Raw genomic sequence first — 19,053 nt, 5'->3', positions numbered from 1 at the left:
CGGGGAGTTTATTTCAAGGCTGTTAGAATAATATAGATTGAAAATGGAAAAATATAGGGCGAAGGGAGACAATTCGATGATGCCGACTGTAAAAAACTTTGATCCTAAAGTGATTTCGCTTTTACAAGAGAAAATAAAACTGATTCAAACAAACAAAGGAGCTATCTATCTAGTTGGCCCCATAAAATTACCCGTTAACTTGCAAGGGGAAACCGTCGAGTTTAAATGGTATTGCTGGCTGAATTGCAATGAAGTGACGGAAGATTTTGAGCGTATAGTGGCCAAATTATCTGCTGCTAATTTAGCTGAGCTTCAACAATCGAGTGTACTTGTCCATGGTGATTTTTCAAACGCCGATCATGCCTTGATCCGTTTTCACTCGATCTGTCATACCGGAGATATTTTTGGCAGCAAGCGATGCGACTGCGGATACCAGCTCAAACAGTCGATGAAACATATTGCCGAACATGGGAGTGGAGCGTTATTTTATCTAGCAAATCATGAAGGAAGAGGTATCGGGCTCTTTAGTAAGGCTCTTGCGTATATTCTTCAAGAAAATGGATTTGATACCGTAGATGCCAATCTTCAGCTTGGTTTCGTGGATGATTCCCGCGATTACAGTGATGCCATCAAGGTTTTGCAGACGCTTCGAACAAAGCCTGTCACCTTGATTACGAATAATCCGAGGAAATTGGATGCGCTTAGAAAGGCGGGTCTGGAAGTAGAGGATCGTGTTCAGCTTTGGGGAGATGTCTCTGAATATAACGAGAAGTATTTGAAAACGAAAATCGAGCGAGCAGGACACTTGAACGAAGGTGAAGACTGTTGTAACAATGATTAACCGCGAATATTGCTGAGACAAATGAAAAAAGACCATTCGAACGAGCACGACTCGGCCGAACGGTCTTTTTTATTCGAAAGAATCTATCATCGGAGACCTTTTATTAGAGTATCCACGTATTTTTCATTCTTTTTGCCAATGTCATAGTTAGTCTCAGATAGACACCAAGTGATGCAGGTCCCTGTCAAAAAAGAGTAAACATAATTAACGATTTCTTCCGTTGTTAAATCTTTTCTAAATAAGGACTGCGTCCTGCCTTCTTCAATAGCTTCAAATAACAACTCCTGTTTGATGCAGTCCTCAAAAAACGAGGTTTCGGTTGAGTTAAGGGAGAGGTAGACCACGAAAGTGAGTCTAGTAAGTTCTTCGCCAACAGTTATAGGAAAGCCAAGCGCAACCATGATAAACGTTTTGAGTTTGTCTACAGGGGAAGCATCTTTGTTCTCTTGAATATATTTCCCGAAATTCTCTTCCATATACTCGGACATGTCGTCTCTGAACAACTTTCTGACGATGTCCTCTTTGGATTTATAGTAGATATAAAAAGTCCCTTTTGAAATCTCACACTTTTCGCAAATTTCATCGACCGTAACGTTGTTATATCCCTTGGACACGATAAGTTCTTTCGCTACCGTGAAGATTTTTTTCTTTGTGGATTTTCCTTTTAGTTGTCGACTCGTTTCTTTTTTTTCCATCGCATATCACCCCCGACACCTAAACTATAACGCATGTTATCCTAATTGACAAATTAAATATGACCGCAGTATAATGACTTCAGTCACATGACTACAGTATAGTGACTTCGGTCACATATGACTAAAATAAAAAACCAAAGAAAGAAGGTTGTTCAATATGAGAATTGCTATTGTCGGTACAGGGAATGTCGGAGGAAGCCTTGCTCGTATTTTCACTCGAAAAGGGCATACTGTAACTATCGCGAATTCAAGTAATTCCCCAGCTCTACACGAATTAGCCAGGGAGACGGGAGCAACTCCCGCAACGGTTCAGAATGTCGCTCAAGGAGCCGAAGTTATTATCCTTTCTATTCCTACCAAAAGAATTCTCGATTTGCCAAAGGAATTCCTCAATACAGTTGCACCAGAGGCGATTGTGATCGATACCAGCAATTATTATCCTTTACACCGTGATGGCGCTATTGAGCCTATTGAACAAGGTTTGCCCGAAAGCCGCTGGGTTGAGCAGCAAATCAATCATTCGGTTATCAAAGCGTTCAGTGCCACGAATTGGTATAACTTGACGGAAGAAGTTCAGTCAAAACTTCCTCACCGCTTTGCTTTACCTGTGTCCGGCGATGATGCAGCAGCTAAGGCGATCGTGTCTCAGTTGGTAGCTGAGGCAGGTTTTGCTCCTGTCGATGCTGGCGGGCTTGACGAATCCTGGCGTCTACAGCCCGGTTCGCCTGCTTATTGCACGGACCTTGGCGCAGAAGAAATGCGTAAAGCTCTTTCTCAAGCGACTAACGAGCGGAAGCCGGAATCGTCAGGCATCCGTAATAGCGAAGAAGAACTGAAAACCGCACAGGAGAATCAAGTCGCGTTTTTCCAGACCTTCGAAAAAGCGATACAAGTTTTGGTAGAAACGAAGCAATGGTCAGAAGCAGGTGCAACGAAGGGAATCGTTGATCAATTCATGTCGGGCAAAAATCCGGGAGACATTCTGGCCAATATATTTGAAAATAAACGATTGGATTAAATAATAATTAGCAATAAAGAATGATACTGAGCCTCTCAGTCCGCAACCGGATTGGGAGGCTTATTCAGTCATTTTGAAATATCCATGAAATGCCCCTGTAAACACTTAGAAATCCCCCCTTTACTTCAATCAACCATTTAGGTATATTTTCGTGTAAACGGAAACAAAAGCATGTACAATAGTCGATAAGATGTTTACAAAAGGATGGGTTCGTCATGATGAACAGCCGTTGGACACGAAAAATCGTGGTCATGATAAGAAACATGAAATTTCAAAACAAACTCATGTTCGGATATTTATTCGCTTGCGTTATTCCTCTTATTGGTGTAAGCGTTATCATATTTACTCAATCGGCAAAGGGACTTGAGGATTCGTCCCAGGAGTTTGCCTCTTTGTATACGTCTCAGATCAGGACCACTTTGAATCAGTTTATCGACGAATACGACAAAGTGACCAAATCGGTTCTTGTCGACAACGGTTTAATTTACAATTTGGCCGAAGAACAAAGCTTGTCGATGGAAGAGTTGATTAACCAGAAGGTAGCTGTTCAACGAATGCTGACGCGAGTCACCTGGCTGAAATCCGAAATCAGCACGTTGATGCTGGTTAGTCGTGATAACAACGTATATCAATATACGACCACAACTAGCAGAGTGAATGAGAAAGCATTACTTGCCCAAGCCAAAGAGTGGAATAAAAAGTATCTGAATACGGATGATCCTTTTTTCATTACAGGGTTACACGATCGTTCCTACTACGAGGATAAAGGCGCCGGGGCGGTCGTAACCGTAGGGAGGGTGCTGTTCAGCTCCAATGGGGCCTATGCGGGTATGCTTCTTATCGACCTGGACCCCTTCACTTTGCTGCAGCTTGATCATGATTTTGTTTTGGCCCGTGATAAATATGGCATGAGTGTCATCATCAGCAATCGACAAGGAGAGATTGTGTACCACTCCGATGCGGCTAGCGGGCGTTTGTCATGGGATCAGGTATCCGGATTTGATACGAATGCGATCAAGGATACCGGAGACGAAAATCTGATTCTTTTATCAGGCAGTACCTTAAAAGGGGATTTATCCATCAAAACGGAGATACCGCGTTCAAAGCTGCTGCAGAAAATTAACCGGATCAAAGGAATAACGGTCATCGTCATTCTACTAAGCTGCTTGATTATTACGCTTATTTCTTTTGGATTAAGCTACACGATCACAAGGCCTATTAAAGCACTTCGCAGAAGTATGAAGCAGGCGGAAACGGGACAATATTTGCCCATAGAGAAAGAGCAGGCGAACGATGAAATTGGAAGTCTAGTCTATAGTTACAATAAAATGATTTTAACGATTCGAACCTTAATTGAAGAGGTATATATTGCGGAAATCAAGCAGCGCCAAGCGAAATTCATGGCACTCCAAAATCAAATTAACCCCCATATGCTCTACAATACGTTGGAATCCATTCGCATGAAGGTATTGGCCAAAGATGATGATGAAAGCGCTGAGATGATCATGATTCTGGCTCGCATGTTTCGGCTTGTCTTAGGCAAGGGAGGCCAACATCATTCGGTGAAGAACGAATTGGAGTATACAGCGAATTATCTGCAACTTCAAAACATCAGATTTGATAATATGTTCAGTTTGAAGATCAGGATTCCTGATGAGATGCTGGCATGTACGATTATCCCTCTCGTTTTTCAGCCTATCGTTGAGAATAGTATCAATCATGGATTCCTGGACTATAACCAGCCTATGCATATTGAGATTGAAGGCGCCTGGACCGAAGAAGGGGAGATCGTCATTCGAATCATTGATGATGGCGGCGGGATGTCCATCGAGAAGCAGCAGGAACTGCTTGTCGGATTGGTGGATGCGGAGCTCGACAAGTACAAACTCGAAGAGGACGTCACATCGGAGCGCAGTGGGCTAGGTCTTAAAAATATTGCAGAACGCATTAAACTCCATTATGGAGATCAGTATTATTTGACGATTCGTTCAGGGATTGAGCGTGGAACAATCGTTGAAATCTACATGCCGAACCATGTGGGTTAACTATGTGAAAAAGGGAGGTTATTTCGTATGAAGGTCATCTTGGTGGACGATGAGAAGAGCATTGTAGAAGGTCTCAAGCGAATGGTTAATCGCTATATACCGGAATGTGAGGTTATTGGTACAGCTCACAATGGCTTGGAAGGCTTCAAGCTTATTCAAACCCTGCAGCCGGATTTTGTCATTACGGATATACGGATGCCTCAGGCAGACGGACTCGAGATGATTTCCATGCTGAAGGACGAAGGCAGCTCGATTCCATGTATTCTTTTAAGCGGATATACAGATTTTGAATATGCTCGGCGCGGTATGCAGCTGGGTGTTCGCTTCTATATCAACAAACCGGTGGAAATAGATCAGCTTCGTGAAAGCGTGTATCAGGTTATGGACGCGATTCGGGCGGATAAAGCAAAAGTTCAAGAAGTAAACGAATTGAAGCAAGAGGTTCTTAGTCGTAAACAGGAGAAAGCCTGGAGGGATGTTCTCGATCTAGGCAACGACAATTCGGAACTAGTGGAAGAACTGCTTCAGGTTGCCCAAATTCCAATGGAGGGCGCCTTTTTCGGAAGTGTTCTTCTTGAATTCGATAGCAATGTCGATGGTAGTAAGGAGTTCGGGCTTCATCCTGTTTTTGACCACATTGACCGTGCTTTTAAACACTATCGCGGGGTTTTCCGCTTTCGCTATACGGGGGCCCAAGTGGCTGTCATCCTGGCCAATGACAAATCGATAAAAAATGAGGATGTAGTCCAGGCCTGTGTTCTTCTCAAGCAGGCCGTTTATCAAGATCTGAAGTTGTCCATGACGATCGGAATAGGCACAATACAGAAACGTGTTGTTGGAGTCAGTCAATCTTTTGAGGAAGCGTGTTATGCATTAAGCTACAAAGTCATAAAGGGAACGAACGCTGTGATTCCGTTTCCAGAGATCACGAATCTAACAGGACCAAGCCACGCTGTTCCTACAGAACTGATAGACAAGCTGGAAACCGGACTGGACAACATGGACGAAGCGGGGTGTGTGGACATCATCCGAGAGATTTTTCGCAGGATGGAAGCCGAAAAGAGTATGAGACCGGCCGATCTACAGTCGCAGTGTTTAAACATCCTTTTATCCAGCGTTCGAAATATGTCCTTTCAACAGCTGCAGCAGAACGACTTCCTAGGCCGGCATATTCTGTCGCTAGATAGTATTTCCCGGTCTCGGACGTTAGAGCAGCTTGAGGAATGGACAGTGAAAGTGATTCGCGGAATTATTTCGTTCAAGTTGGAGCATAATATTCCAAAGAAGAAAGACATTATTACAGAAATCAAGGAATATATGACCAAGCATTATCATGAACCGATTAAAATTGCGGATCTGGCCGCCCGTTTTTTCATCAGCCCCTATTATTTAAGCCAGTTCTTCAAGCAAAAGACAGGGGAAACCTATGTGAATTTTTTGACGCAGATCCGAATTAATAAAGCAAAGGAACTCCTGCAGAACACCGATCTAAAAGTATATGAGATTTGCCAAATGGTCGGATACTCGGACACGCAGCACTTTGCCAGGTTATTTGAAAAGTTAGCTGGATGCAAACCCAGGGAGTATAGAAAAAATACACCAACTCTGTAACGTATTTGGCCACTCCGATGAGGAGTGGTTTTTCAATATTCTAAGAAATGACCTTGTTTTTACTTGGATTTGCCCAATTGAGGGATGTTCCCCCTGACGGTATAGTTATACATGTAAGCGATATCAACAGCAAAATACGGGGGGAATAAAGTGAATGTAATCTCATTAAATCGATTGAAGGTGTATTGGCCGTTGTATGTTATGGCGATTCCGGGAATTGTGTTTCTCGTTATTTTTAAATACATCCCGTTGGCCGGCGCTGTCATCGCCTTCAAAGACTATTCGGTTTTTAAAGGATTCATCGATAGTCCTTGGGTAGGTCTTAAACATTTTAAGACGCTAATTCATCATCCTGATTTCGTCAGGGTGTTCGGCAACACCATGATTTTGGGGCTGTTGAAAATTGTTTTAGTGTTTCCAGTAGCTGTCCTGCTGGCACTAATGATGAACGAAATTCGAAAATCGGCCCTGAAAAAAGGGATTCAAACGGCGCTATACATCCCGCACTTTTTGTCATGGGTGATCGTGGCCGGTATCATTTTTGACTTCTTTTCCATCAGCGGATTATTTAATATCGTCTTTGGATGGTTTGGTCATGAACCTGTGTTAGCGATGCAGGAGAGCGTGTATTTCCGGCCTATTTATGTAATCTCATCCATTTGGAGAGACGCTGGTTGGGGAACCGTGGTGTATATGGCTGCCATCAGTGCGATCGACCCTCAGCTCTACGAATCGGCTATGATCGATGGCGCATCGAAGTTTAGGCAAATCCGTCATATTACTTTTCCGCTTCTGCTGCCTACCGTGCTAGTCCTGTTCTTGCTTGAAATCGGCAATTTCTTGGATCTGGGATTTGATCAAGTTTTTAACATGCTTACTCCGATGACCTACAGCGTAGGAGATATCCTCGATACGTATGTGTTCCGAACCGGTATTCAGCAAGCCCAGTACAGTTTTGCAACGGCGGTTGGCTTGTTTCAATCCGTGATCGGATTCACTTTGGTGTTTATCTTTAATAAGCTGTCGAAGAAAGTTTCGGATGGGGGGCTCTGGTAGATATGTACGAATCACGTGGGGAAAAAATATTCGTATCAGCCATTACAGCCATTCTCATCTTATTGTCTATTATGGCACTCATACCGCTGCTGTCGGTGATTTCCACTTCGTTAAGTTCGAAAAGTGCTGTCGATATGAACCTGGTCACCATCTGGCCCAAGCAATTTACATTGGATTCCTGGGGGCAAATGATTGACCGTCCCGATCTGTGGAAATCGTTTTTTCTAACGCTCGTCACGACGGTCATAGGTACGGGGCTTGCTTTGTTAATGACTGCTTTACTCGCATATCCGCTGTCGAAATCGGAATTCCGTTGGGGACCTGTTATCATGGTCGGTGTGGTCATCGCGATGATCTTTAAAGCACCGATTATCCCTTACTTCCTGACGGTTCGAGGTGTAGGGTTGTATAATAACCCATTGGTACTCATCGTGCCGCATATTCTAAATCCGTTCAATCTAATCATCATGAGAAGTTTCTTCAAGCAGTTTTCGAAGGAATTGGAGGAAGCGGCATTTATCGAAGGTTGTGGATACTTCCGGATGCTCTTTCAATTCGTGCTTCCGCTGTCCAAAGCCGTACTCGCGACACTCGCACTCTTTTACGGTGTTGTGCTGTGGAATCAGTTCCAGCATCCGCTCTTTTTCTTACAAGATCCGAACTGGTTCCCGCTGCAGATTAAAATTCGGCAGTTCATTACAGATGATAACGTGATTATGGTGGGGGCGGCTTCTACGGCTGGCTTGAATTATAACGAGCGAACTTTAAGAGCTGTCACGGTCATCTTCGCTATCATTCCAATTGTGATGGTGTATCCTTTCCTTCAGAAATACTTTGTCAAAGGAGCTATGATTGGCTCAGTAAAAGGGTAATCGGACATTTCTGGTTTATTGGCATCTGCCTTGAACATATGAATTCATTTATTTTCAATTAAGAGGGGGATTCACACATGAATATTAAAAAGCTAGGGTTGGTTTCTGCGGCATGTCTCCTTGCGATAACGGCTGTAACTGCTTGCAGCACAAAAAATGGCACCTCCGAGAGTTCAGCACCTTCCGCTAAGGTTCAGGATGCGAATGGAAGTGAAGTAGTTGATATTGAAGTATGGGGGACCAACATCGGCTACAAACCGATAACCAAAGGAAGCAAGCTATATGAATTATATAAAGAGAAGCTTGGTGTAGGCGTTATTCATCCCTATGTAGAGTGGAACGGTGGCACGAACTACTTGAACCAGTTGAACCTGAAAATTGCTGCCGGTGAAGTACCAGATTTATTTTTACCAAAAGAGGGCATTGAGAATAGTTTGGCTAAAAATGGTGCGATCGCCGATCTGACGGATCTGCTGCCCAAATATGCGCCGAATCTTTGGGAAGCCATCCCGAAGGATATTTGGGATATTGTCAAAGCTAACGACCCTACCGGCCAAGGAAAAATTTATTTTATCCCTGGTGTAGTTGACTACGGCAGATACGCAGGAATGATTCGCAAGGATTGGCTTGATAAACTGGGCTTACAGATGCCGAAAACGCAAGATGAGTACGTAAAAGTATTAGAAGCGTTCCGGGACAAAGATCCCAACGGCAACGGACTGAAGGATGAACTTCCTACAGGCGGCCGTCAGGAAGCGCGCTGGATGGATCATTTATTCGCGATGTATGGAGTGGCTATGTTCGAAGGATATCCCCAGTGGGATCTGTACGACGGCAAGCTGAGTTATGCTGCAGTCACACCAAACATGAAAGCTGCCCTGGAATTTGCAGCCAAGTTGTATAAAGACGGGCTTTTGGATAAAGAGTCACTCCTCAACGACAAGGCGAAGTGGGACGGAAAAGTGAATGACGGAAGAGCGGGGAACTTCTTCCACTGGGCAGAAACCAGCTATTTATACATGGAAAATACCTATAAAAATACAGGCGTAAAACCTGACTTTGCTGTCCTCCCGATACCGGAAGTTCCGGGCTACAAAGGTTTCTATACGTGGAAGAGATTTTTAGAGCCGCAGTGGGTTGTTAAGAACTCGAAGGATCAGAAGAAGCTGATGGCTACGTTGAAGCTGCTGAACAATATGTATGACAAGAAAAATTGGAACGCGTTATTCCTTGGTGTAGAAGGTATGCACTATACGATGAAGGATGGCAAAGCTGTCCGACTTCCGGATGACAAGAGCACACAGGAGAACCTTATTCTTGATCCATATTCCAAACTGTCGACACTTGACTTTATGACGGAACTAAACAAAAGTACAGCGTCAGAAGATCGCATGTGGGCTGTTGATCAGACCAACAGAAATATGCAAGAAGCACAAAAGTATGCGAAAACCATTGCCGGCGATGGTATACCAGCAAGTATATACGACGGCTTTCCCGATATTAACAACCGTACTCTGTTTATCGAATATGCAACCAAGATTATTCTTGGGCAATATCCGCTCAGCAAATTCGATGAGTTTGTAGAGAAGTGGAACAAAACGGGTGGCGAGGAAGTTACGAAACGTGCTAGAGAGTGGTATTCGAAGGTGAAGAAATAATCATTGCCCAGATAACCCGCCCAAAGTCGAGTGAAAGACGGGCGGGTATTTTGTTTACACAGGAGGCTACGATCGATGAGCAATCGTCTTAAGGAAGTGTTAGAGGGTCAGGAACACAATTACATCCTTCCATTTCTATGGCAGCATGGGGAGGAAGAGCACGTGATCAGGGAGGAAATAACTCGTGTGCATGAAGCGGGAATTGGCGCTGTGTGTGTAGAGGCCCGTCCTCATCCGGATTTTCTTGGTCCACAGTGGTGGAAGGATATGGACATCATTATGGATGAAGCCCGTAAGCGCAGCATGAAGGTATGGATACTTGATGATGATCATTTTCCTACGGGACATGCAGCAGGCAGAGTGAAGGAGGCTCCGGAGGAGCTTCATCGCAAGTTTTTAGGCGAACGTTTCATCGATACCATGGGTCCTGCTAAAGGTTCATCTTTTCTGTTGGATACGTTGCTGATGAGCGGGCTTCGCCCAACTTTTTCAGAACTCAACTATGCGATCGGGAAAAACAAGCTGATTTCCGTTATCGCCGTCCGTCGCCATCCCACAAACGGAACTTTAACAAATGACTGCATCGATATTACGGATCTCGTGCAAGACGGCATCCTCTACTGGGATATTCCCGAAGGCTATTGGCGTGTTTTTATTGTGTCAGAAAACAAGGATGGCGGCAGCCAACTCCAGGAAGATTATTTGAATCCACTCGTTCGGGATTCTGTTCGAATTCTCATAGATACGGTATATGAGGCTGTGTACGAGCGCTACAAGGATGACTTTGGCAAGACACTAGCCGGATTCTTCTCGGATGAACCGGGATTTTACAATGATAAAGTGACCTTCGACTTCCATTCCAAACCTGGAAAACAAGGGGTTGTCCTCCCTTGGAGCAGTGAAATGCCAGTTTTACTTGAGCAGGCGTTAGGTGAGGACTACCGCAAGCACCTGCATCTCCTCTGGCATGAGGCCGGAGAACAATCAAATAGAGTGCGGTATGCCTACATGAACATTGTCAGTACGTTATATGCGGACAATTTCTGCAACCAAATCGGGGAATGGTGCAGGGCTCGTGGAGTAGCCTATATCGGACACGTACTGGAAGACAACAACGTTCATGCCAGGCTTGGCCCCAGCACCGGACACTTCTTCCGATCACTCTGGGGGCAAGACATGTCCGGCATTGATGTGGTGCTGTGGCAGATTGTCCCCGGTTTTGATGAGCTGACTTTCCGCAGTGCTACGGGGATCGCAGATGGTGAGTTTTATCACTATGGCCTTGCCAAGCTTGGCGTGTCGCTTGGACACATCGATCCCAAAAAGCTGGGCAGGACGATGTGCGAGGTATATGGCGCGTATGGTTGGGCGGAAGGCTTGAAGCTGATGAAGTGGATTACGGACCATATGCTTGTTCGCGGAGTGAACTATTTTGTCCCCCATGCCTTTACGCAAAAAGCTTTTCCAGACCCGGACTGTCCGCCGCATCTGTATGCGAATGGGAAAAATCCGCAGTTCCGTTACTATAAGTATTTGAATCAATATATGAATCGCATTTCTCATCTTATATCTGATGGTAGACATGTGGCATCCGCTGCCGTCTTGTATCACGCTGAGGCTGAATGGTCCGGGGAAGCGATGTATTTTCAAAAGCCGGTAAAACAATTGATGCAGCACCAAATTGACTGTGATGTGATTCCGGTAGATGCTCTTTTGGACATGGCCAGCGTAAAAGATGGAAGGCTGCATGTCCATGTTGAGGATTACGAGTGTCTCATCGTGCCCTATGCGGAAGCACTTCCGGGAGCAATGATCAGGCGGTTAGTCCAGTTTGCCGATCAGGGACTCATGATTCGCTTCATCGATGGCTTACCGCTACGGTCGAGTGAAGGTAGTGATGTTTCTGACGAACAGTCTCAGCTTGCCGCTCATCCGAAAGTGAAACTTACTTCCTTGGACATGCTGGCGCAAGACCTTTTCGCAGATGGACATTATGAGATTAAAGTTGATCAATACCAACCCTATCTTCGTAATTATCATTATGTGCATGAGAATTTGGATGTTTATATGTTCTTTAATGAACATCCCAATGAATCCATTCAGACGAAAATTACGTTACCCGTCCAATATGATGTATTCGCCTACGATGCTTTCTCCAATCGGTTGATTGATGTGAATGTCATAGAGGAGAACGGGGCAAAAAGGGTTCAGCTGGAACTGTCACCATACGAATCCATCATCCTGCTCAACGGCGCTGCTCTGGGTGGTTATACAGCATCACCGCGTTACGCGGTTTCATCGGAAGCTGAGTTGCAAGGCGAATGGAGAGTCTCAACCGCTGATTCTGAACATTACCCTCAGTTTACGGAATGGGGAAAACTAACGGCTTTAACGAATATGAGCAGGCCGGATTATTTACCGCGTTTTTCGGGAACTTTTCGCTATGAAATGGAGTTTGCATGGCGTGAGTCGACGAACAACGTTTTGTTAGATCTGGGTGAGGTATATGAAACAGCAGAAGTATGGTTGAACGGTGAGCTTGCGGGAGTGTGTATCTGTCCTCCGTATCGGATGGAGGTTCATGGACTGATCAAGCAGGGGAGCAACAGTCTTGTCATTGAAGTGACGAATACTCTTGTGAAGGATCAGCGCGACTATTTGTCGTCCTTCGTGCAGCAGGAACCAAGCGGTCTTATAGGGCCTGTTACACTTTACAATTTCTTATTGCATAGATAACACCTAATAAACAATCACTCGCTAGTATTGTTTATAGGACAACCGAATTGAATAGGCAGGGGTAGGAGACCAGGAGAAAACCCTTTAGGCAGCAATTGATTGGCTAGTGGAAGCTAGCTGTATCATTTGTTTGCTTGAAGGGTTTTTTGTGTTCTCAAAAAACAGAAAGGAGCAGCGAGGTAAGGGAAAAATGCTAGATGTAACACGGATTTATGCCATACCTATCAGAAGAGAGGATTGATTCTATGAAACGATATAAAAGAGTTATTAATCGTCTTATCGTAGCTGCACTAGTTGCCAGTTTCGTACCGCTTGGTCTCTCGCCTGAGCAGCAGGCCCATGCAGCCGATGACGTTAGAAATACATTAAATGTGAGGAAAACGGTGAATGCTCCGGTTATTGACGGGAAATTGGATGAATCACTATGGTCAATTAACCAAAGCTTAACCAAACAAACAGGCAGCGGTACGTTTAAAGATAGTAAATTCGGTATGCTCTGGGATAATAAGTATCTATACATAGGAGTCAAGGCAGATGATGATAGTCTGACTGCGGCGGGATCAGGCAATTGGTTTGACCAGGATAATATTAATTTCTTTTTAGATCCTACGATGCACCAATCTTCCCCTTACGTGGCAGATGATATGCAGCTCGGATTTGTGTACCAAGCGGATTCTACGTCACCAGAGTTTCATTTCGGAGCTGCAACAAACGGCCAAAGCAGTAAAGATGCAAATAAGATTCTGAGAGCCATGCAGAAGACGTCGACGGGGTGGTCCTTAGAGACCGCTATACCATGGGAAATGTTGAAGATGGATCCTAATCTCACCAAGAAATTGGGTTTGGAAATTGGGGTGACGGACCGCTACGGGGTGGACGCAACACAGCAAAGAAACAGCTATTGGAGTGCCTATCAGTCAAGTTCGTTCTGGAATGATACCTCCGGCTTCGGTGTGATCAACTTGATCGATAACAATCCTGTGACAGATCCGGTGAATCCGGTGCTGCTTGAGGAAAATTTTGATGCGATTCCGGCAGGAACCATACCTTATGGTTGGATTAGTGATGTAAACGCAGGAAGTCCTTCGTTTACGGTCGTACAGGATACTTATGGCAATGGCAGAGTCACATTTGATGGGAAAGCTTCGGGTAAACAAGCTCGAATTGTTGCGCCAGTCCAATGGGACAACTACACGGTTGAAGCTGATATCCGATTTGAATCGGTGCTGGATTCGGCAAGATGGGCTTCATTAATGTTCAGGGTGCCTTCTTCGGGAAAAGTGCCTTACAATCAAATGGCCATTCGTCAAAATGGTACCTATGAATTCGCCTATCGGAAAGCGGACGGCAACTGGTATTCACCGACGCCAATCTCCGGCACTTGGAGAGCGTTGACCTTGAATGCCGACTATTCGATGAAGGTTCGCGTTTTTGATAACAATGTCAAAGAATACATGAAAGCCAAGTCAGATCCAAGTTATACTATGGTAACGGATACCACCCTGCCAACAACGGTAGTGATGGAGAAAGGGAAGGTAGGGCTTCAAGCGGATCAAAGCAAGGTGTCATTCGACAACTTGAAGGTGACGCGAATTACAGCAGATCGCCTTAACCTCGTTGTACCTAGCTCGATCGAAGCCTTGACTGGACCGATAAGTGTTACCGGCAGTGTGTACTATTCGGACGGTATTACGGAATCCATTTTAAATAAACCATTAAAATATTACTCTTCTGATGAGTCAATCATCAAAGTCTCGAACAATGTGCTGCACCCGGTGAAAGCGGGGAAAGCGGAAGTTAGAGTCATTTATGAGAATGCGGAATACGTGCAAGAAGTAACCGTAACACCTAGCATGGTGCCAGCGAAAGTCAGCTCCCTCAAGCATGATACCAATTATTTTTTGGCCACAGTGAATCAAGCGGTAGATTTAACTTCAATTACGTTTAAAGCCGATTTTACTGATTTTACGTCAGGTACCGTGACAGGAAATGATTTGACCTGGACGTCCAACGGCCCTTCCGTTGTGGTGAATAGCGGCAGCCTGAACGTTCTTCAAAAAGGTGTATACTCCTTAACTGCCCAAAAAGACGGTGTTTCCATTTCAATGCTAGTCGTAGCGAAAGAAGAAACGGATAGGGAATATGTCCTCTATGAAGAAAATTTTGATCAGCTAACGGAAGGAACACTTCCTGTAGGTTGGACTCGCAAAGAAGGGACGACAGCCAGTAAAGCCGTTGTTAAAGCCGGAAGCTTTGAAATGGATGCGGCGGCATCGCCGGACAATCCTTCGCGAGTACTTTTGCCAGACTATCTAGGGACATTTGGCAATTATAAAATCGAAGCGGATGTCACGCATTTGCAAGCGAACGATACGGCCAGATGGCATTCCATCATGTATCGTATTCAAAATAATGATTATCCGTATTATCAAATGGCGGTCAGAAAAGACGCTACAGCGGCAAATGGCGTAGAGTTTGCTGAAAGAACCACGGCTAATGCCTGGAATGTTATGGATACAGGTGCTTTTACGGAAGCCATAGATCCGAGCAAAATGTACCACTATACGGTAAAAGCTTTCAACAATCGTGTAATGGAAATGATTAACGACAAGGTTGTCGTGGATACAGATAATGCTGGTTCGTATATGAAAGGTCGAATTGGCTTACAAGCTAACGGCAGCAAAATGAAGGTTGATAACATTCGGGTAACGTTACAGCAGGATGCCCTGCCACCAACGGCAACTGATCGCTATGCCAGTGTAACGGAGCCTGATACTAAAATCGCGATGGCTTCTACGATTGTAACGGAGGTTACCCAGGCGGCAGATTTGACGAAATGGGCGGATGGGGCAACAGCAACACCAGCTACAGCTATTTTACACGTGAACAACGAACTTAAAGTAACCAATCCAACAGGAGAAGTAGTCATTGGAGATGTAGCAGCCATCTTGGATTCCTTCGGGACGAAGACGATGCCGGCATTTTATCTCAAGGATGAAGTAACCGTCGATAAACTGATCGCTTATTTGAAAGATAATCGAATCGAAGATGTATTTGTGATGTCGGACAACGGTGATTTGGTTAAAAAAGCGAGAGTAGCGTATCCCATTATTCGCGGAATTGTAGATTTTAGCGCCATGTCGAATATTAGCCAAGAACAATTGATGGAAATTCGCCAGAAAACGAATGCCAACCTGGCTCATATTGCTGTGCTCCCACAACAGGCGGCTACGAAAGAGAATACGGATTATTTGCAAATGAGAACGATCATGGTCTGGGCAAAAGATGAAGCGGCGGCTGCCGGAAAAAATCTGTCCATGCATACTTTGATTACAGCCGGAGTGAACGGCATCGTAACGGATACGCCATCTGCAGCTTTCACCGCACTGGGCGTGTATAACCAAAACAAAACAATGATCCGTAAGCCATATATTATCGGTCATCGTGGATTACCTTCGGCTGCACCGGAAAATACGATTGAAAGTAATCGGTTGGCACTCGATAACGGGGCGGATTTTATCGAAAATGACGTGTATATTTCCAAAGATGGTTATCTTGTCATTCATCACGATGGGGAACTGTCGGGTACGACGAACGGTACGGGAAATATCGAGAACTACACATTGGCTGAAATTAAGGCGCTCAATGCCAACAAGTCTCATCCAGCGGGCTATCCGGATGTGAAAATTCCGACGTTGGAGGAACAAATTGATCTTGTTCAACAGCGCGGGAAAATGATCATGAACGAAATCAAGACATCAACTCCGGCGGCCATTGACGCTTTCGTCCAATTGGTGAAGGCCAAAAATGCCGAAGCTGACATCGATAACATGTCCTTCGTTGCCGCTCAGATTGTGCGCACGAACAGCTTGATGCCGACGATGCCTTCAGGTCTTTTATCCAGCTTGTCCGGAGGCAGTAATGTGAAAGGGATGCTGAGAACGGTACTTAGTTCGATTCAGCCATTGAATGCTACCTTTAATAATGGATACGGTGGTATTTCGCAAAGTTTTATGGAAGCTGCTAAACATCGTGGCATCTTGATTTCACCTTGGACACTGAATGATCGAACGGCCTTTAATCAATTTTTCTTAAATGGTGCATGGGGATTAACGACTGATTATGCCAACTGGGCGGCAGATATGGCGGCAGGAATTAAACCGGAGAAAACGGAGTTTACGCTCAATAAAGATGAGCATCTTCTCCTTCAAGCACAAGTGACATCGTACAAAGGTGATACGAAGACAATTGTACCGGACTTTATTTTACTTGATGGACAAGAGGTATTGGATGTGAATGGCAGGGAGATTACTGCCAAGAAATCGGGGGTTGCACACGGACTTTTACGATACACCTATACGATGAACGACGGAAATAGGTATGACTTATATACACAACCAATCACGTTGAACGTATCTTCTGGAAGTACAGATCCAGGGACAGATCCAGGAACAGATCCAGGGACAGATCCAGGAACAGATCCAGGAACGGATCCGGGGACAGATCCAGGAACAGATCCGGGAACAGATCCAGGGACAGATCCAGGAACGAATCCAGGAACGGATCCAGACCCAGGATCAGGATCAGGTTCTGGAACAGACTCAGGAGCAGGTAGTGGTACAAGCACAAACACAGGTACGGAAATCAAGAATCCTATGTATACAGTGACGGATGTGATGATTCAATCGGCCACCCAGCAATCGGGAACGAACGATAAGGTGATCGTAACCGTGCCTCTGAATGGGAAGAAGGATCAAGCTGTTGCCATCCTGTTACCATCTGCCGTTCAAACGTTGTTGGCTGCAAGCCATCATACAGTCGATATTCAAAGCGAACTTGGTTCCTATGAGCTGAATCTGTCAGCTGTAGATTTGCAAGCTTTGGCAGAGAAGCTAGGGGTTTCTCAAGATAAGTTAAACTTCACCATTCAAATCAAAGTGAATGAAAAATCGGCTGCAGAAGCAACGTCAGGCGGGAAAGCTGTCAAGAAAGCCGTTGACTTTACACTTACAGCAGGAGTAGGAACAGGAGAAGGGAAAAGCGTAGACGTTTCTGGTTTCAAAACGTTTATAGCAAGATCCATCAAGCTGGATGCCGGAACGGATACCAAAGCTTTGGCCGCCGTACGAGAAGAGCAAGATGCCAATGGCCATTCGGTCTATAATCCGGTTCCATTTATGATCCGAGGCAATGAAGTTGTTATTTTCAGCCGCACGAACAGCACGTATCTACTTATCGCGAACCCAGTGACATTCGATGATTTAGAACAGCATTGGTCCAAGCAAACCGTTGAAGGAATGGCGGCAAAATCGATTGTCCAAGGTGTTGGGGCCTCAAGTTTCGCACCTGATCGCCAAGTAACTCGCGCGGAATTTGCTGCTTTGCTGGTGAGATCGTTTGGCTTAACTTCATCCAAAGCCACAATGGCAAACAGCTTCAAGGATGTCAAAGCTTCTGATTGGTTTGCAGCATCGGTTAGCCTTGCAGCAGAATTCGGACTCGTTGGCGGCTATGAAGATCATACCTTCCGTCCAGATGCGCCAATAAGCCGCCAAGAAATGGCAGTTATGATTGACAGATCACTGCGCTTCGCAGGCTACAACGCAAAACCGCAACCAAATAACTCAGCTACGTTCACTGATGATGCGAATATCGCCGAGTGGGCCAAGGATGCAAGTCATGTAGCTTCCACGCTGCACATTATCAACGGCAGGGATGGCAATGCCTTTGCTCCGTTAAGTACCGGCACGCGTGCGGAAAGTGCTGTGATGCTAAGCCGCATGCTGCAAGCCCTAAACCTTTCTAATTAATGGACAGGTTAACATTCCCTCCGAAATCCATTTGACGGATGGCCGAGGGGTGTTAACACTTAGCAAATAAATGTTTGTTAAGGTGAAAGTGGGGGTGTATGCGCATGTCTAGTAAATATCCAATTATCGCATCCGTGACGAAAGACGATCAGCTCGCAAAGGTTTTAGAAAGTGATGTAACTCGCGTTAATTTAATGACAGGTCATATTGGCAATTTGGAATCTATTGTGGAACAACTTCACCGAGCAGGCAAACAGGTGTATGTGCACTTGGAGATGGTGGGCGGTCTTGGCAGAGATGCACATGCCGTCGGGTATTTAGCTGAAAAGTTTAAAGTGGACGGGATTGTTACGACGAAATCCAACTCCATAGCAGCAGCTAGGCAAGCCGGCATAAAAAGCATTCAGCGAATCTTCATTATTGATACGGCAGCGCTGCAAACGGCAGTCCGCATGATCAACAGCATACAACCGGATGAAGTTGAGTTAATGCCAGGCTTAATGCCAAGAGTGATCAAGGAATTGAAAAACATGATTAAACAACCGTTGATTGTCGGAGGGCTTATTCGATATGAAAAAGAAATCGTAGAAGCGCTTGATAGCGGGGCTGACTTCATATCTATTGGAGATCCGAACATGTGGAGTTGCCAATAGATTTACAAAAGATTAAAATATCGATAATTTTCCGCTTACAATCTTCCTCTATAGTAGA

General features: G+C 44.9%; 11 protein-coding genes. 10 read left to right on the top strand and 1 reads right to left on the bottom strand.

All coding sequences use genetic code 11. From position 1 onward, the window contains the following. The first annotated feature begins 79 nt into the window (after window positions 1–79). The gene (locus ACKTT9_RS29675; protein WP_407873142.1) at window positions 80–841 is read left to right on the top strand and encodes a GTP cyclohydrolase II; all 762 of its coding nucleotides are present in this window, start codon (window positions 80–82) and stop codon (window positions 839–841) included. 86 nt (window positions 842–927) lie between these two features. On the opposite strand, the gene ACKTT9_RS29670 is transcribed toward ACKTT9_RS29675, so the two are convergent. Continuing rightward, window positions 928–1,536 (bottom strand): TetR/AcrR family transcriptional regulator, encoded by a 609-nt coding sequence (locus tag ACKTT9_RS29670; RefSeq protein WP_407868793.1) that lies wholly within the window; start codon window positions 1,534–1,536, stop codon window positions 928–930. Between the two features lie 148 nt (window positions 1,537–1,684). Between ACKTT9_RS29670 and ACKTT9_RS29665 the strand changes: the two genes are divergently transcribed. From ACKTT9_RS29665 to ACKTT9_RS29625, 9 genes are all read left to right on the top strand, one after another. After that, the gene (locus tag ACKTT9_RS29665; protein ID WP_407868792.1) at window positions 1,685–2,554 is read left to right on the top strand and encodes an NADPH-dependent F420 reductase; all 870 of its coding nucleotides are present in this window, start codon (window positions 1,685–1,687) and stop codon (window positions 2,552–2,554) included. 215 nt (window positions 2,555–2,769) lie between these two features. Continuing rightward, on the top strand, window positions 2,770–4,599 hold the full coding sequence (locus ACKTT9_RS29660) for a histidine kinase (protein WP_407868791.1): 1,830 nt from the start codon (window positions 2,770–2,772) through the stop codon (window positions 4,597–4,599). Between the two features lie 27 nt (window positions 4,600–4,626). Next, on the top strand, window positions 4,627–6,210 hold the full coding sequence (locus ACKTT9_RS29655; RefSeq protein WP_407868790.1) for a response regulator: 1,584 nt from the start codon (window positions 4,627–4,629) through the stop codon (window positions 6,208–6,210). A gap of 201 nt (window positions 6,211–6,411) precedes the next feature. Beyond that, a complete protein-coding gene (locus ACKTT9_RS29650) occupies window positions 6,412–7,266 on the top strand; it encodes an ABC transporter permease (protein ID WP_407873141.1) in 855 nt (284 codons plus the stop codon). A 2-nt stretch (window positions 7,267–7,268) separates the two neighbouring features. Next, on the top strand, window positions 7,269–8,138 hold the full coding sequence (locus ACKTT9_RS29645) for a carbohydrate ABC transporter permease (RefSeq protein ID WP_407868789.1): 870 nt from the start codon (window positions 7,269–7,271) through the stop codon (window positions 8,136–8,138). 77 nt (window positions 8,139–8,215) lie between these two features. Then, on the top strand, window positions 8,216–9,796 hold the full coding sequence (locus tag ACKTT9_RS29640) for an ABC transporter substrate-binding protein (protein ID WP_407868788.1): 1,581 nt from the start codon (window positions 8,216–8,218) through the stop codon (window positions 9,794–9,796). Window positions 9,797–9,871: 75 nt separating this feature from the next. Continuing rightward, a complete protein-coding gene (locus ACKTT9_RS29635) occupies window positions 9,872–12,532 on the top strand; it encodes a glycosylhydrolase-like jelly roll fold domain-containing protein (RefSeq protein ID WP_407868787.1) in 2,661 nt (886 codons plus the stop codon). A 245-nt stretch (window positions 12,533–12,777) separates the two neighbouring features. After that, a complete protein-coding gene (locus ACKTT9_RS29630) occupies window positions 12,778–18,342 on the top strand; it encodes a glycerophosphodiester phosphodiesterase family protein (protein WP_407868786.1) in 5,565 nt (1,854 codons plus the stop codon). Window positions 18,343–18,446: 104 nt separating this feature from the next. Next, window positions 18,447–18,995, top strand: coding sequence for a glycerol-3-phosphate responsive antiterminator (locus ACKTT9_RS29625; RefSeq protein ID WP_315951944.1), 549 nt, complete (start codon window positions 18,447–18,449; stop codon window positions 18,993–18,995). Window positions 18,996–19,053 lie beyond the last annotated feature (58 nt).

This window comes from Paenibacillus sp. P36, assembly GCF_045866505.1.
In the GTDB taxonomy this organism is placed as follows: domain Bacteria; phylum Bacillota; class Bacilli; order Paenibacillales; family NBRC-103111; genus Paenibacillus_E; species Paenibacillus_E chondroitinus.
This window is presented reverse-complemented; position numbering and strand designations above follow the sequence as displayed.

Coding starts and splice junctions, on each gene's coding strand:
- ACKTT9_RS29635 (WP_407868787.1), top strand. CDS start 9,872: ATGAGCAATCGTCTTAAGGAAGTGTTAGAGGGTCAGGAACACAATTAC.
- ACKTT9_RS29655 (WP_407868790.1), top strand. CDS start 4,627: ATGAAGGTCATCTTGGTGGACGATGAGAAGAGCATTGTAGAAGGTCTC.
- ACKTT9_RS29675 (WP_407873142.1), top strand. CDS start 80: ATGCCGACTGTAAAAAACTTTGATCCTAAAGTGATTTCGCTTTTACAA.
- ACKTT9_RS29630 (WP_407868786.1), top strand. CDS start 12,778: ATGAAACGATATAAAAGAGTTATTAATCGTCTTATCGTAGCTGCACTA.
- ACKTT9_RS29650 (WP_407873141.1), top strand. CDS start 6,412: ATGGCGATTCCGGGAATTGTGTTTCTCGTTATTTTTAAATACATCCCG.
- ACKTT9_RS29670 (WP_407868793.1), bottom strand. CDS start 1,536: ATGGAAAAAAAAGAAACGAGTCGACAACTAAAAGGAAAATCCACAAAG.
- ACKTT9_RS29645 (WP_407868789.1), top strand. CDS start 7,269: ATGTACGAATCACGTGGGGAAAAAATATTCGTATCAGCCATTACAGCC.
- ACKTT9_RS29660 (WP_407868791.1), top strand. CDS start 2,770: ATGATGAACAGCCGTTGGACACGAAAAATCGTGGTCATGATAAGAAAC.
- ACKTT9_RS29640 (WP_407868788.1), top strand. CDS start 8,216: ATGAATATTAAAAAGCTAGGGTTGGTTTCTGCGGCATGTCTCCTTGCG.
- ACKTT9_RS29625 (WP_315951944.1), top strand. CDS start 18,447: ATGTCTAGTAAATATCCAATTATCGCATCCGTGACGAAAGACGATCAG.